At 69.9% G+C, this 12,565-nt stretch carries 14 protein-coding genes; 8 read left to right on the top strand and 6 right to left on the bottom strand.

Features of this window, described 5'->3' with window-relative positions; genetic code table 11:
- Nucleotides 1-38: 38 nt before the first annotated feature.
- From RPQ07_RS34370 to RPQ07_RS34380, 3 genes are all read right to left on the bottom strand, one after another.
- Nucleotides 39-1,178, bottom strand: a complete 1,140-nt coding sequence (locus RPQ07_RS34370; RefSeq protein WP_313948159.1) for an abortive phage infection protein — start codon at nucleotides 1,176-1,178, stop codon at nucleotides 39-41.
- Nucleotides 1,179-1,396: 218 nt separating this feature from the next.
- Nucleotides 1,397-1,606, bottom strand: coding sequence for a hypothetical protein (locus tag RPQ07_RS34375; RefSeq protein ID WP_313948160.1), 210 nt, complete (start codon nucleotides 1,604-1,606; stop codon nucleotides 1,397-1,399).
- A gap of 127 nt (nucleotides 1,607-1,733) precedes the next feature.
- Nucleotides 1,734-2,666 carry an SDR family oxidoreductase gene (locus RPQ07_RS34380; protein ID WP_313948161.1) on the bottom strand — a complete coding sequence of 311 codons (933 nt, stop codon included), beginning with the start codon at nucleotides 2,664-2,666 and terminating at the stop codon, nucleotides 1,734-1,736.
- Nucleotides 2,667-2,783: 117 nt separating this feature from the next.
- On the opposite strand from RPQ07_RS34380, the gene RPQ07_RS34385 reads away from it, so the two are divergent.
- From RPQ07_RS34385 to RPQ07_RS34395, 3 genes are all read left to right on the top strand, one after another.
- Nucleotides 2,784-3,464 (top strand): TetR/AcrR family transcriptional regulator, encoded by a 681-nt coding sequence (locus RPQ07_RS34385; protein WP_313948162.1) that lies wholly within the window; start codon nucleotides 2,784-2,786, stop codon nucleotides 3,462-3,464.
- 72 nt (nucleotides 3,465-3,536) lie between these two features.
- Nucleotides 3,537-4,028, top strand: coding sequence for a metallophosphoesterase (locus RPQ07_RS34390; protein WP_313948163.1), 492 nt, complete (start codon nucleotides 3,537-3,539; stop codon nucleotides 4,026-4,028).
- A 138-nt stretch (nucleotides 4,029-4,166) separates the two neighbouring features.
- The gene (locus RPQ07_RS34395; RefSeq protein WP_313948164.1) at nucleotides 4,167-5,009 is read left to right on the top strand and encodes a hypothetical protein; all 843 of its coding nucleotides are present in this window, start codon (nucleotides 4,167-4,169) and stop codon (nucleotides 5,007-5,009) included.
- A gap of 2 nt (nucleotides 5,010-5,011) precedes the next feature.
- Here RPQ07_RS34395 and RPQ07_RS34400 read toward each other — a convergent pair whose 3' ends face one another.
- Nucleotides 5,012-5,680 carry a TetR/AcrR family transcriptional regulator gene (locus RPQ07_RS34400; protein ID WP_313948165.1) on the bottom strand — a complete coding sequence of 223 codons (669 nt, stop codon included), beginning with the start codon at nucleotides 5,678-5,680 and terminating at the stop codon, nucleotides 5,012-5,014.
- Nucleotides 5,681-5,878: 198 nt separating this feature from the next.
- On the opposite strand from RPQ07_RS34400, the gene RPQ07_RS34405 reads away from it, so the two are divergent.
- Nucleotides 5,879-6,523 carry an SRPBCC family protein gene (locus tag RPQ07_RS34405; RefSeq protein ID WP_313948166.1) on the top strand — a complete coding sequence of 215 codons (645 nt, stop codon included), beginning with the start codon at nucleotides 5,879-5,881 and terminating at the stop codon, nucleotides 6,521-6,523.
- A 280-nt stretch (nucleotides 6,524-6,803) separates the two neighbouring features.
- Here RPQ07_RS34405 and RPQ07_RS34410 read toward each other — a convergent pair whose 3' ends face one another.
- Together RPQ07_RS34410 and RPQ07_RS34415 are read right to left on the bottom strand one after the other, a co-directional pair.
- Entirely contained in the window at nucleotides 6,804-7,253 is a 450-nt protein-coding gene (locus RPQ07_RS34410; RefSeq protein WP_313948167.1) for a MarR family transcriptional regulator, read from the bottom strand.
- Nucleotides 7,250-7,732 carry a MarR family winged helix-turn-helix transcriptional regulator gene (locus RPQ07_RS34415; RefSeq protein WP_313948168.1) on the bottom strand — a complete coding sequence of 161 codons (483 nt, stop codon included), beginning with the start codon at nucleotides 7,730-7,732 and terminating at the stop codon, nucleotides 7,250-7,252. Before RPQ07_RS34415 ends, RPQ07_RS34410 begins: the two co-directional genes overlap by 4 nt.
- A 434-nt stretch (nucleotides 7,733-8,166) precedes the next feature.
- Between RPQ07_RS34415 and RPQ07_RS34420 the strand changes: the two genes are divergently transcribed.
- The 4 genes from RPQ07_RS34420 (at nucleotide 8,167) to RPQ07_RS34435 (ending at nucleotide 12,549) form a co-directional block, all read left to right on the top strand.
- A complete protein-coding gene (locus RPQ07_RS34420; protein WP_313948169.1) occupies nucleotides 8,167-9,315 on the top strand; it encodes a S1 family peptidase in 1,149 nt (382 codons plus the stop codon).
- 222 nt (nucleotides 9,316-9,537) lie between these two features.
- Nucleotides 9,538-10,308 carry an isocitrate lyase/phosphoenolpyruvate mutase family protein gene (locus RPQ07_RS34425; protein ID WP_313948170.1) on the top strand — a complete coding sequence of 257 codons (771 nt, stop codon included), beginning with the start codon at nucleotides 9,538-9,540 and terminating at the stop codon, nucleotides 10,306-10,308.
- Nucleotides 10,309-10,622: 314 nt separating this feature from the next.
- Complete coding sequence (locus RPQ07_RS34430; protein ID WP_313948171.1) at nucleotides 10,623-11,717, top strand: sugar ABC transporter substrate-binding protein; 1,095 nt, start codon at nucleotides 10,623-10,625, stop codon at nucleotides 11,715-11,717.
- 232 nt (nucleotides 11,718-11,949) lie between these two features.
- Nucleotides 11,950-12,549 carry a response regulator transcription factor gene (locus RPQ07_RS34435; RefSeq protein WP_313948172.1) on the top strand — a complete coding sequence of 200 codons (600 nt, stop codon included), beginning with the start codon at nucleotides 11,950-11,952 and terminating at the stop codon, nucleotides 12,547-12,549.
- Nucleotides 12,550-12,565: the final 16 nt, after the last annotated feature.

Genomic DNA, 12,565 nt, shown 5'->3' on the forward strand with positions numbered 1-12,565 from the left:
TCGAACTCCCCATGGTCGACTGAGCGTTGAACTCCCTCTCACCGCATCCGGCAGTACTGCCGGGCGAGCGCGTGGAACGACTCCTTCGGCTCCCAGTGCCAGCCGGACGCCGGGTCGTCGGCCCTGTCCCTGATCGCCTTGACGATGCTGTACGAGGCCATGTCGAGGTCGTAGCGTGGCTCCGGCCGGTGCGGGGCGTCGGGCGTCACGAAGGTGTACGCCATGGCCGCGTACAGGTTCATCGACTCGAACACGTCCAGGACATCGGTGAGATGGGCGGCCTGGGTCCGCTCGCTGCGGACGAGGTCGCCGCGGATCTCGGGCGGGTCCTTGCTGTGGTCGACGGTGTTCCAGCCCATGCCGCCCTGTTCCGGAGCGCCCAGGAAGGTGCAGCTGCCGAACTCCAGCATCGCCAGCGGTTTGCCCCGTCGCAGGTACCGGCTGATCTCCCGGACGTGGTCGGCGCGGCGGGGGTGGGAGGAGTAGTAGTCGATGCCGACGATGTCGAAGAGGTTCCAGTCGACCTGCTCGTCCTGAGCCGCCGCGTATGTCAGCCGGCCGCGGAAGACGGACCTGCCGACGGCGGCCGCTCGTGCGGTGAAGGCACGCAGCCGACGTGCCATGAATTCGGGGTCGACGTTCCCGCTCAGCAGGTTCTCGATCCGTTCCACGGCATTGTCGCCGGGCACGATTCCCGGCACGAACAGCACGAATTCGCAGCCCGCACTGAGGTGGATCCGGGCGCCCTGCCGGCGCAGACGGTCGGCGTGCCTGCCCGCCTCCGCCACATGCTCCAGGATGTCGGCCTCGGACCGGTCGCCCAGGGTCGGTTGGAGCCAGACATGCAGTCCGCGTTCGACGGCCTCGGTGGCGGTCGAGGTGAGCCGGTCGACACCGACGCCCCCGATCAGCACCGAGCTCGCATGCAGGTCGTTCCTGATCGCCAGCATGTCCTGCCGCATCCGTGCGGTACTCCAGGCGGTCCCCGGGGTCTCGCCGTCACCGACCTCGTAGCAGACGCCCCGGTAGGTCAGGCCGCGCTGCTTGTTCTCCTCGGCGCGGGTCTCCGGCGCCGCCGCGGCTGTCCCCGCCGTCGGGAGCAGTCCGGCCGCCGCGATCCCCGCGGCCCCCGCCCCGGCCAGAAACCGAGCCCGGCTCATCCGCTGGTCACGCACCATGTCTCCCCGCCTCTTCGTCCACGGTCACAACGCCACGGTCGGGTGACGTCGCCGTTTCCGAGTCTGGTCGGGTGGACGGGGTGCGGCGTCCGGCGAAGGTCTCTGATGCGGTGCCGGAGGGATGAACCGCGGTGTGCACACAGCGACTTCGGTCACGGGGGAGAGGGCCCTGCGGCGTGGTCCGAGGGCCGGGAGGAAGGAGGGCTCACGGACACGACCTAGGTCGATCGGCCGGGCGAGACGATCTCGTCCAGCACCTTCCGGACGGTCTCGAAGGCCGATCCGAACACCTCGGCGCGACGCGCCCCGTCCGGATCATCGCCCTGCATCTCGCCGGTCCGGGCCTTCCACGACTCCTCTTCACGGCCCGCCCAGTCACGCGCTCGCTGGATTCGCCGCAACAGCTCGTCTGAGTCCACAACGTCCATGGCTCACGCCTACCCACTCGCGGCGTCCGTGTGCGGTGGGATGTCACATCGGTGCTCGGTCCACGCGTTCGGCGGCACCGGCGGCGACTGCCGGGCGGTGCGTGCGAGGCGGGCCGGCGTCCGGGTGTCAGGCGACGGTGGACGGCACGGACACGCTGGTCAGGCGCTCGGCCTCGGCCCACAGGCGGGCGTTGGTCGCGGGGTCCAGGGCCCGGCGGGTCACCCGTGCCGTGCCGGTCGGGCCGACGAGGCCGAACCGGGCGCTGGGACCGTAGTAGCCGTCCGCGACGGCTTCCGGATCGGTCGCCGCGTACAGCAGCGGTTCTGCACCCTGCTCGACACCTTGCTTGGGCAGGAAGTCGATGGCGCTCACCAGTGCGTGCAGCCGGGAGGGCTTGCCGCGGCCGAGGCTCGCGCCCGCGGTCTGGAGATTGGTCGTGGTGTACCCGGGGTGGGCGGCGGTGCTCAGCAGGTTCCAGCCGCGCTCGGCGGCGACCGCGGTGAGCTGCCGGGCCATGATCAGGTCGGCCAGCTTGGACTGGGCGTAGGCGAGGTTGGGGCTGTAGCGCCGGTTCTCCCACTGGAGATCGCCGAAGTGGATCCGGCCGTAGTTGGCCGTGCCGCTGCTCATGGTGGCCACGCGCGGAGCCGGGGCGGTGAGCAGCAGCGGCAGGAGCCGCAGCGTCAGGGCGAAGGGGCCGAGGAAGTTGCTCCCCAGTTGCAGTTCGAAGCCGTCGGCGGTGGTCATGCGGGTGGGCGGTGCCATGACGCCGGCGTTGTTGACCAGCAGGTCGAGGGGTGTGCCGTCGGCGATGAGCCCGTCGGCGAACTCCTTCACCGAGTCGAGGTCGGCCAGGTCGATGCGGCGAACTTCGAGCTGGGCGTGGGGGTGCCGAGCCATGATCTCGTCGCGGGCCCGCTCGCCCTTGGAGAGGGTGCGGACGGCGAGGACGACGCGGGCTCCGGCGTCGGCGAGACGGCGTGCGGTCTCCTTGCCCGTTCCGCTGTTGGCGCCGGTGACGACGGCGAACTTCCCGGTCTGGTCGGGAACGGCATACATGGTGGCTCCTGGGATGGCAGGTGTGCCGACGGCTAGCAGACCGCCGGTCTGTTGTATTTCGAAGTTAGCAGACCGGTGGTCCGATAACAAGAGACCGGGGGTCTGTAGCATGTGGTCATGGCAACGACATTCCAGCGCGCCCGCAACGAGGAGCAGCGCGCCCAGCGCCGCAAGGCGATCCTGGACACGGCGGCCGCCATGCTCACCGAGATGCCGGTGGCGCAGGTGAGTCTGAACGAACTGAGCCGCCGCGTCGGTCTCGCGAAGTCGAACGTGCTGCGCTACTTCGAGTCCCGCGAGGCCGTTCTCCTCGAACTTCTGGACGCCGCGTGCCAGGAACTGGTGGAGCACCTGCGCACCACGCTGCCGGAGGCGCTCGACGCTGCCGCACCCGTCACCGAACGCGCCGACAGGATCGCCGCCGTCGTCGCGTCCGCGCTGGCCGAGCGCCCGGTGCTGTGCGACCTGATCGGGGCTCAGGCCGCGGTGCTGGAGCGCAATGTCTCCCCGCAGGTCGCCGCGGAGTACAAGCGCTCGGCCATCGCCGGCGCCATGGCCATGGCCGAACTGGTCCGCACCCATCTGCCCGAACTCGGCGAACACGACGCCCTGCGGTTCACCGGCGGCATGATCATGGTGACCGGCGCCGTCTGGACGCACGCCCATCCGTCGGCCGCCATGCTCGCGGCCTACGAGGCGGACCCCGCCCTCGCGGCCCTGCGCCTGGACTTCCCGTCCACGCTGCGCCAGACGCTCGAAGTGCTGCTGTCGGGACTGCTCGCCCGAGCCGCCGGCTGACCCGGACCCCCGCGCACCGGCCTCCGCGCGTCAGAAGGACCGGCACAGCTGGAAGGCGGGCAGGGTAGAGGGATGCGACTGCTGCTGACCTCCGACACCCATGTTCCCAAGCGCGCCCGGCACCTCCCGGCCGAGCTGCTGGAGCGGATCGACGAGGCGGACGTGGTGCTCCACGCCGGTGACTGGGTCGACAGCGCCACACTCGACCTGCTGGAGGCCCGCTCGTCCCGGCTCCTTGCCGTGTACGGCAACAACGACGGCCCCGAACTCCGGGCGCGCCTGCCGGAAGTGGCGCGGGCCGAGCTCGGCGGTCTGCGCTTCGGCGTCATCCACGAGACCGGCCAGGCCAAGGGGCGGGAGCAGCGGTGCGCGGAGCGGTTTCCCGACCTCGACGTGCTGGTGTTCGGGCACAGTCACATCCCCTGGGACACTGCTGCTCCGGGTGGGCTGCGGCTGCTGAACCCGGGTTCCCCGACCGACCGGCGACGTCAGCCGTACCGCACCTTCATGACCGTGGATGTGGCCGAAGGGCGGCTGTCCGACATTCGCCTGCACCGTCTTTGACCTGCGCAACCGGATCGAGGGCGCGGCAGGCCGCGGGCGGGCCCCGGCGCGGGGCGCGCTCCGGGCGATGGGTAGTTTGGAGCTCAACCAAACTCCGCGAGATGCCCGGAGTCCGGTGTCGACCACACTCCCCGGGAGATGCCCGTGCCCGTCCGACCGCGACTGCTCTTCGTCACCGACCTCGCCTATCCGGCACGGGGTCGCCGCTACTGCGACGAGGACATCTTCCTGACCTCCCGGCTGCGCGAGGAATTCGACCTCGCCCTGTGCCACCCGCGGGAGGCCCTCGCGCTGATGGACGGCTTCGACGCGGTCGTGGTGCGCAACAGCGGCCCCGTCCTGCACTACCAGGACGCCTACGACGCCTTCCGTGACCGGGCCACTGCCTGGGGAATTCCCGTCTACAACCCGCTCTCCGGCAGGGGAGACATGGCCGGCAAGCAGTATCTGCTGGATCTGACCGCTGACGGCCACCCCGTCATACCCACCGTCGACCGGCTCGCGGACCTCGACGTCCTTCCGGCGGCGCAGCAGTACGCGGTCAAGCCCAAGGCCGGCGCGGACTCGATCGGCCTGGAGTTCGTCACCCGCGAGCGCCTGTCGCATCTCACCTACGGTGAGGTGCTCGTCCAGCCGCGGATCGACTTCCGCTACGAGGTGTCCTTCTACTTCGTCGACGACGCCTTCCAGTACGCGTTGTACGCCCCCGATCCCGAGCGGCGGTGGGTGCTCGAGCCGTACGAGCCGACCGGGGCGGACATCGACTTCGCCCGGCGCTTCATCGACTGGAACACCATCACCTCGGGCATCCAGCGCGTCGACGCCTGCCGCGCCCCCGACGGCGAACTGCTGCTCGTCGAGCTGGAGGACCTCAACCCGTATCTGTCGCTGGACCTGGTGGCCGACGAGACCCGTCAGAACTTCGTCGCGGCGATGAAGGCATCGATCCACCGCTTCCTCGACATGGCGGGGCGGCTCTGAGCTCAGGAGCTCCGAGCTCCGGGCCTTGGCGCGAGCAGGTCGTCCACTTCGGCGGCGAAGAGCAGGGCGGGGTCGAAGTCCATCCCCGCGAACTGGCCCGCGAGTTCCAGTGACAGGACGCCGTGCAGACGGGTCCAGAACGTCAGGAACCGATGGAGGGCCTCCGGCGGTGCGGGGTGGCCGGCGGCCCAGTCCCGGTGGTCCTCCAGATGGCCGGCGAACGGTGTCGGGGCGCCGCCCGGAGCCGTCGCGGCGCACGCGTCGACCAGAGTCGTCATGATCTCGGAGGAGATCGCGGTGATGTCCTCGGGCGCGTGGTAGCCGGGGATGGGGGAGCCGTAGATCAGGAAGTACCGCTGCGGGTCCGCCAGCGCCCAGCCGCGCAGGGTGTGTGCCAGCCCCGCCAGGTCGGCGCCGGTGTCGGAGGCCGCGCGGAGGGTGTCGGCGAGGCTTCGGTACGCCTCACGGACGAGCTCGGTGATCAGGTCGTCGCGGCCGGCGAAGTAGCGGTAGAGCGCCGGCCCGCTCATGCCCATCTGCTTGGCGATCGCGTTGAGGGAGAGCGCGGACGCTCCCGCCGTGGCGATCTGCTCCCAGGCGCGTTCCGTGATCTCCGCCCGCACCTGGGTCCGGTAGCGCTCCCGCGGTGTGTTCGCGCCTGTCGTCGCCATGGCCTGCCACCGTTCCGATCCATCGGTCTACAGCCTCAAAATTTCGTTAGAGGTTATCACGCAACCCATTGACCGGCCGCTTCGCAGGGGGTTATAACTTCTAACGAACGCATGAGCTTCTAGCGGAGCGCGGCTGCGGAGGCAGTCGCGTGACACGCCCACCGGCAGTGCTCACCCCTTCCGACAGAGGAGAACTCCATGTCCGGCATCCGCAGCACCGGCAGTCGCGCCGCCCTCTGCTCCGTCCCTCTCGTCCTCGGCCTCCTCGGCGCAGCAGCAGCGCCCGCCGGGGCCGCCGCCTCCCACACCCCCCACCCGGACAGGTCCGTCACCTGCCGCGGGAAAGGCGTCGACCCCGACGCTCTCGTCCGTCACCGGACCGCGGTCGTGATAAACGCCCCGCTGCGCACGATCTGGAGGCTTCAGACCGACGTGGAGCGATGGCCGACCTGGCAGACCCCCGTCGAGTCCGTGAAACGCCTCGACCACGGCCCGTTCCGCAAGGGTTCGGCGTTCCGGTGGACGACCCCGATCCCTCCCAACCCCGCAACTCCCGCCACCAGTCTGGACATCACCTCGACCGTCCGGCAGATCAAGCAGAACTCGTGCATCCGGTGGACCGGACCCGCGGTCGGTGAAGGGCTGCACATCGACGGCGTGCATGTATGGACCTTCACCAAGGTCAAGGGCGGCGTCCGGGTGAGCACCGACGAGACCCACACCGGCGCCCAGGTCGAGGCGGACGTCCCCACGGCGACCGAGCTCCTCGGCGCGGGCCTGGAAGCCTGGCTGCGCCAACTGAAGTCCGCCGCCGAATCCGACGCCCACGACCGGCCGCACTGACCGACGGGTCGGGCCCGCGTGCCCCTCGCTGCGGAGCGGAGCCGCCAGCTGTGGCCGGTCGTCACGCCGGCCGTAACGGGGGCCCGCCGCCCGGCCGTCGAGCGTCGGTGGCCGGAGCGGACCGGCCGCAGCGGGCGGACTGCGCCGGGTCCGGTCCGGTCATGGCCACGAAGGGATCGCCGTGCAGGGCACGCCGCCGTCCTCTTCGTTCAGGAGTGGCGGGGCAGGGCTCGGCTCCCGCGGGGCAGCGCATCCCGGCCCGGGCGCCCGGCGCTCCGGCTCAGGCGCCGGCCAGCGCGGCGTTCGCGCGTTCCGTGACCAGGCACAGCACCCGTCCCGCGACCGCGAGGTCCTCGGCCGGAATGCCGCCGTACAGCCGGGCGGCGATCTCGGCGCTCTCGGCGGAGGTGGTGTCGAACAACTCCCGCCCGGCGTCCGTGAGCCGCACCCGCGATGTCTCGGCCGGGTCCTCTTCCAGCAGCTTCGCGGCCGTCATCTCCTCGATCACGCCGCGTGTGAGTGACTCCTCGGTCTTCAGCGAGCCGGTGACGTCGGCGACGAGGCGGTCACGGTCGACGGACTCGCCCGCGGCCACGAGGGCCCGGAGCGTGACACTTTGGTGGAACGTGACGCCGTGGCGCGCCAGTACGCCCTCCAGGAGGGCGCGCCCGGCGTAGTGGGCCAGGGCTATGACCCGGGCGTTGGCCGCGGGTGCCGTGGTGGTGGTCATGACGGCTCCTTCTCGTTCTCGGGGTGCGGACCAAGAGGTGCGTCGAGCAAGGTGGCCAGCTCACGGGTGAACTGCCGTGTGCGCGCGCTGTTCTGACCCCCGAGCGGCTCCAGCAACTGGTCGAGCAGACCCTGGACCACCGTGATTGCGCGTCGCGTGACGGCAAGCCCCTGCTCGGTGAGCGACAGCTGCATGGCGCGCGGGTCGTTCGGGTCCCGGGTGCGGGCGACGAGCCCGGAGGCCTCCAGTGCGCGGGCGAGTTTGGAGACGTACAGCGGTTCGAGCCCGGTGTGGTCGGCGAGGCCGCGCTGACTGGGCGTCAGTCCGGAGCGCCGCATGCCGTACAGCGACGCCATCAGCGCGTACTGCGCATGGGTCAGGCCGAGCGGCGCGACCGCCCGGTCGACGGCCACCCGCCACTTCATCGACAGGCGCCAGACGAGAAACCCCGCCGTGGCGTTCTCCCTTGCTGAACTCACGAGAAATACCGTACATGGCTACTATGTACATGGCTACTGTTTTCTGTACGGCGGGATCCGTGGGTGACGGTCCGGGGCGCTCGCGGACGAAGAACCGCCTCCCCGGGCGGTGGGGAGGCGGTTCGATCGGGGGGTGGCGCGGGTCGGCGGTCCCGCGGTGGGTGGTCGGTCGCGAGGACTCCTTCACTATGACGCAGTGGAGCCGTTCAGGTCTAGACCAACCGTTCGGTCAACTCGGCTGTTCACGGGTGGAGTTCCGGGCGCTGCCGCCGGAACTCCACGGCAGCCGTGAGCCGTTGCCCGGGAATCCGCCGTGCGCTTGTCATGGACCTGGTGATGTGCCTCGGCTACGCTCCGCCCGGGAGCGGTTGAGAGCGCTCCCACGACTGTGCCGTTCCACCCCCACCTCGTTGGAACAATCGAAGGGCAACGCCTTGAGACGCACAACAGCTCTGCGCACCGGCATGTCCGCACTTCTCGTCCTGGGTGCCTGGGCCGGTGCCGGACTCGCCCCGGCATCCGCCGCAGCACCCGCCCCCACCGCCGAACCGCAGGCGTCCGCCGGCCTGCTGGACGCCATGGAGAGGGACCTCGGCCTGACGAAGGATCAGGCCCGGTCCCGCCTCGCGGCGGAGCGGGCCGCCACCGCCATCGAGAGTACGGCGCGCCGCGCGGCGGGCGCCGCCTTCGGCGGTGCCTGGTTCGACGCGGGCACCGGCAAGCTCGGTGTCGCCCTCACCGACCCCGCCAGGGCCGACGCCGTCCGCGCCACCGGCGCGTCGGTTCGGCTCGTGACCTACGACGCCGCCCGGCTCGATGCGGTGAAGAAGAAGATCGACGGCTTCAAGGCCCCTGCCGGCGTGAGCAGTTGGCATGTGGACCCGCGTATCAACCGCGTAGTCGTGAACGTCGTCGCCGACCAGCAGGCCGACAACGATGTCAAGGCCTTCCTCGCCCGTGCGCGCCAGGCCGGACCCGTCCAGGTCGAGAAGACGGCCGAGGCGCCCAAGACCTTTGCCGCGGGCACCGTGGGCGGCGACCCGTACTACACCGGAAACGTCCGCTGCTCCATCGGCTTCTCCGTCCACGGCGGCTTCGTGACCGCCGGGCACTGCGGTGGCGGGGGTGCGGCGGTCAGGGGCTGGGACGGCTCCCACATCGGAAACTTCCAGGGATCGTCCTTCCCCGGTGACGACTACGCCTGGGTCAGCGTCGGCAGCGGCTGGTGGACCGTTCCCGTGGTCCTCGGCTGGGGCACGGTGCCGGACCAGTTGGTCCGCGGGTCCGCCGAGGCTCCCATAGGGGCTTCGATCTGCCGGTCCGGTTCCACCACGCACTGGCACTGCGGGGCGGTTCTCGCGAAGAACGAGACCGTGAACTACAGCCAGGGCGCCGTCCATCAGATGACGAAGACGAGCGTGTGCGCCGAACCCGGCGACTCGGGCGGCTCCTTCATCAGCGGCGACCAGGCGCAAGGCGTCACCTCCGGCGGCTGGGGCAACTGCAGCGGCGGAGGCCAGACCTGGCACCAGCCGATCAACGAGATCCTCGGCCGGTACGGGCTGCGGCTCCACACCGCCTGACGGACCGACCGGGCGGCCGGTGCGGCACTTCCTCCCGGTGCCGTACCGGCCGCCGCCTCCGGGCGCGCACGGTACCTCGCGGGTGGGCCGGTGCCGGCCGAGCTGCAGGCCGTCCGCCTCGCCGTGCACCGGGCCCGGTCCCGCGTGCACCGACAGCCGGGTCCGGCCGGACGCCGGTCGGCCTCGCGCCGGCCGCCGCTCCGGAGCGGAAAGATGGAGCTCATGGCTTTCCATGAGCTCCATCACCGCGAACTGCCGCTGGTTCTGCCCAATGCCTGGGACGTGCCCTCGGCTCTGGCATTCCTCGACGCCGGCTTCGAAGCCATCGGGACGACCAGCCTCGGCGTGGCCTCCAGCATGGGCCGCCCCGACGGCGGGCGTGCGACCAAGGCGGCGAACATCCTCCTCGCCCGCGCCCTGTCGCGATTGCCGTGCTACATCAGTGTGGACATCGAGGACGGCTACGCGGACGAGCCGGACGCTGTCGCCGACTACACGGCCGACCCGGATGCGGCGGGCATCAACATCGAGGACAGTTCCGCCGAGCGGCTCATCGGGCCGGAGGCGCACGCCGCGAAGGTCGCGGCCGTCAAGCGCCGCCGCCCGGATCTTTTCGTCAACGCCCGCGTCGACACCTACTGGCTCCGGCAGGAGGCGACCGTCGACGCGACACTCGACCGTGCCGCGCTCTATGTGGAGGCCGGTGCGGACGGGATCTTCGTGCCCGGTGTGTCGGAGCCGGCCGTGCTCCGCGAGCTGGCCCGCAGCATCCCGGTGCCGCTGAACGTGCTCGCGGTCCCGGGCCTGTCGCCCGCCGACCTGGCGGCCCTGGGCGTCCGCCGGGTGAGTACGGGCTCGCTGCCCTACCGCGCCGCCCTCCATGCCGCAGCCGATGCGGCGCGTGCCGTACGCGAGGGCCGCGCCCTGCCCGAGGCGACGCCCTACCCGCAGGTGCAGGCCCGGCTCGAGGGATTTCAGCAGCAGACCCGCTGACGGTTCCTCTCGCCGTAAGGCTGCGGGCCGGGGCGCCCGTCGGTGGGCGCGGGATTCCGTTTCTCCTGCGCCAAGCCGGATTTCCCGTGCCGAGACCGTGGTTCGGCGCGAACATTTTCGCGTCCGAAGCTTCCGCTATGTCAGTAAGTGTCCAGGGCCTTCGTGGAGAGATGTCTGCGTTCACTTAACTAACGGACAAAACCTGTTGCCATCTCGTTAATATTGCACTTCTTGACGCATTTGTCGGAGCGGAGTTGACTTCCAGCCACCTCGGTCGCAAGCAAGCGGCCTGTCAGGGAGGTTGATTTCCACAGATGAACGCACATTTGCGTCGCACCGCCATAGCCATCAGCGTTTCCGCGATGGCCGTGTCGCTCGCTGCCTGTGGCAGCGAAGAGGGCACGGGCGTGAGAACCAGCGACGACATCACCGTCGGCCTGCTCCTTCCGGAGAACGAGGCGGCGCGCTACGAGAAGTTCGACAAACCGGTCATCGAGAAGAAGGTCAGCCAGCTGACCAATGACAAGGGCCGGGTCGTCTACGCCAACGCCAAACAGGACGCGGCTCTCCAGGCGCAGCAGGTCGACACCATGATCGAGAGCAAGGTCGACGTCATCATCATCGACGCCGTCGACTCCAAGGGGATCGCGACCGCGGTGCAGAAGGCGAAGGACGCCGACATCCCCGTCGTCGCCTTCGACCGTCTCGCCGAGGGGCCGATCGACGCCTACACCTCCTTCGACAACGAAGAGGTCGGCCATGTCCAGGGGAAGGCGCTCCTCGAAGCGCTGGGGGACAAGGCCAAGTCTTCGAAGATCGTGATGATGAACGGCGCGGTCACCGACCCGAACGCCGCCATGTTCAAGAAGGGCGCGCACTCCGAGCTCGACGGCAAGGTGGAGATCGGCAGGGAGTACGACACCAAGGAGTGGAAGCCGGAGAACGCCAACGCGAACATGCAGGAGGCGATCGTGAGCCTGAGCGGTGACAACATCGCCGGTGTCTACTCCGCCAACGACGGCATGGCGGGCGGCATCATCGCCGCCCTGAAGAAGGCCGGCGTCTCCCCGCTCCCGCCGGTCACCGGCCAGGACGCGGAACTCGCCGCCGTACAGCGCATCGTCGCCGGCGAGCAGTTCATGAGCGTCTACAAGCCCAACGCGCCGGAGGCGAGCGCCGCCGCGGAGATGGCCATCCTGCTGGCCAGGGGTATCGGACTCGGCGCCATGGCCCAGGCCGACATCGACAGCCCGACCACCAAGGGCATTCCGTCGGTACTGGTGCCGGTGGTCTCGCTGACCAAGGAGAACATCAAGGACACGGTCGTCAAGGACGGTGTCTACACGGTCGAGGAGATCTGCACCGCGAAGTACAAGGCCGACTGTGAGGAGATCGGCCTGACACCGTAGCGACGGGCCTTCGGGCACCGTTTCGACGCACCTTCGGGACCCGTTACACCGCGCCGTGACTCGGCAACCCCGCACCACCTGCGGGGTTGCCGATGCGCTCCCTCGTGCACCCGGCGTGCTCCCGGCGTGCCCCCGCGCGCCCGTTCTTTCGGCGCCGATGTGGGCACTCGGGTGAGGGTGGGGCGGCGGCCGGCAGATCGGCCGCGGTAGTCGGTGAGTTGAAGGGGTGGACATGATCCGGGTCATCGTCGCGTACGACGCGCAGCTGATGAGATCTGCTCTCGTGGAACTGCTGCGTTCCGATGGCGCGCTTGACGTCTCGGCTGCATCCTGCATTCCGAGGAGGCAGGAACGGGGGGCGCTGTCGCCTGATGTGTGTGTCGCCGACGCGGACTCCCTGGAGCCGTCGGTGCGGGGAAGCCGCGCTGCACTCTCCGAGGCCTGCTCGGAGGGCGCGTTGCTGGTGCTGGCCTCACCCGAGAAGCCCGGAGTGCTGCGCAAGGCGTTCAACGCCGGCGCGCTGGGCTATGTCGACAAGGACTGTTCTCCCTGTCGATTACTCGAGGCCATTCACACCGTTGCCAAAGGCGAGCGATTCATCGACGAATCGCTCGCTTTCGGGTTTCTCCAGGCCGCGGAGATGCCCCTGACTCCTCGCGAACTCAGTGTGCTGTCGCTCGCCGCCGAAGGTGCGACGATCGCCGAGGTCGCCGGTGACCTGCATCTGTCGCAGGGCACGATCCGCAACTACATGGCCAGCGTCATCCGCAAGATTGGGGCCCGCAACCGCGTCGACGCGATCCGGATCGCCCAGGGCGCCGGCTGGACGTAAGGCAACCCGACAGCGA

The organism is Streptomyces sp. AM8-1-1 (genome assembly GCF_032229325.1).
Lineage (GTDB): Bacteria > Actinomycetota > Actinomycetes > Streptomycetales > Streptomycetaceae > Streptomyces > Streptomyces achmelvichensis.

Bases quoted from the DNA above. Each gene is read 5' to 3' on its own strand.
- RPQ07_RS34380 (WP_313948161.1), bottom strand. From the start codon at position 2,666: ATGTATGCCGTTCCCGACCAGACCGGGAAGTTCGCCGTCGTCACCGGC.
- RPQ07_RS34425 (WP_313948170.1), top strand. From the start codon at position 9,538: ATGGCTTTCCATGAGCTCCATCACCGCGAACTGCCGCTGGTTCTGCCC.
- RPQ07_RS34370 (WP_313948159.1), bottom strand. From the start codon at position 1,178: ATGGTGCGTGACCAGCGGATGAGCCGGGCTCGGTTTCTGGCCGGGGCG.
- RPQ07_RS34385 (WP_313948162.1), top strand. From the start codon at position 2,784: ATGGCAACGACATTCCAGCGCGCCCGCAACGAGGAGCAGCGCGCCCAG.
- RPQ07_RS34430 (WP_313948171.1), top strand. From the start codon at position 10,623: ATGAACGCACATTTGCGTCGCACCGCCATAGCCATCAGCGTTTCCGCG.
- RPQ07_RS34390 (WP_313948163.1), top strand. From the start codon at position 3,537: ATGCGACTGCTGCTGACCTCCGACACCCATGTTCCCAAGCGCGCCCGG.
- RPQ07_RS34375 (WP_313948160.1), bottom strand. From the start codon at position 1,606: ATGGACGTTGTGGACTCAGACGAGCTGTTGCGGCGAATCCAGCGAGCG.
- RPQ07_RS34410 (WP_313948167.1), bottom strand. From the start codon at position 7,253: ATGACCACCACCACGGCACCCGCGGCCAACGCCCGGGTCATAGCCCTG.
- RPQ07_RS34395 (WP_313948164.1), top strand. From the start codon at position 4,167: ATGCCCGTGCCCGTCCGACCGCGACTGCTCTTCGTCACCGACCTCGCC.
- RPQ07_RS34435 (WP_313948172.1), top strand. From the start codon at position 11,950: ATGATCCGGGTCATCGTCGCGTACGACGCGCAGCTGATGAGATCTGCT.
- RPQ07_RS34405 (WP_313948166.1), top strand. From the start codon at position 5,879: ATGTCCGGCATCCGCAGCACCGGCAGTCGCGCCGCCCTCTGCTCCGTC.
- RPQ07_RS34400 (WP_313948165.1), bottom strand. From the start codon at position 5,680: ATGGCGACGACAGGCGCGAACACACCGCGGGAGCGCTACCGGACCCAG.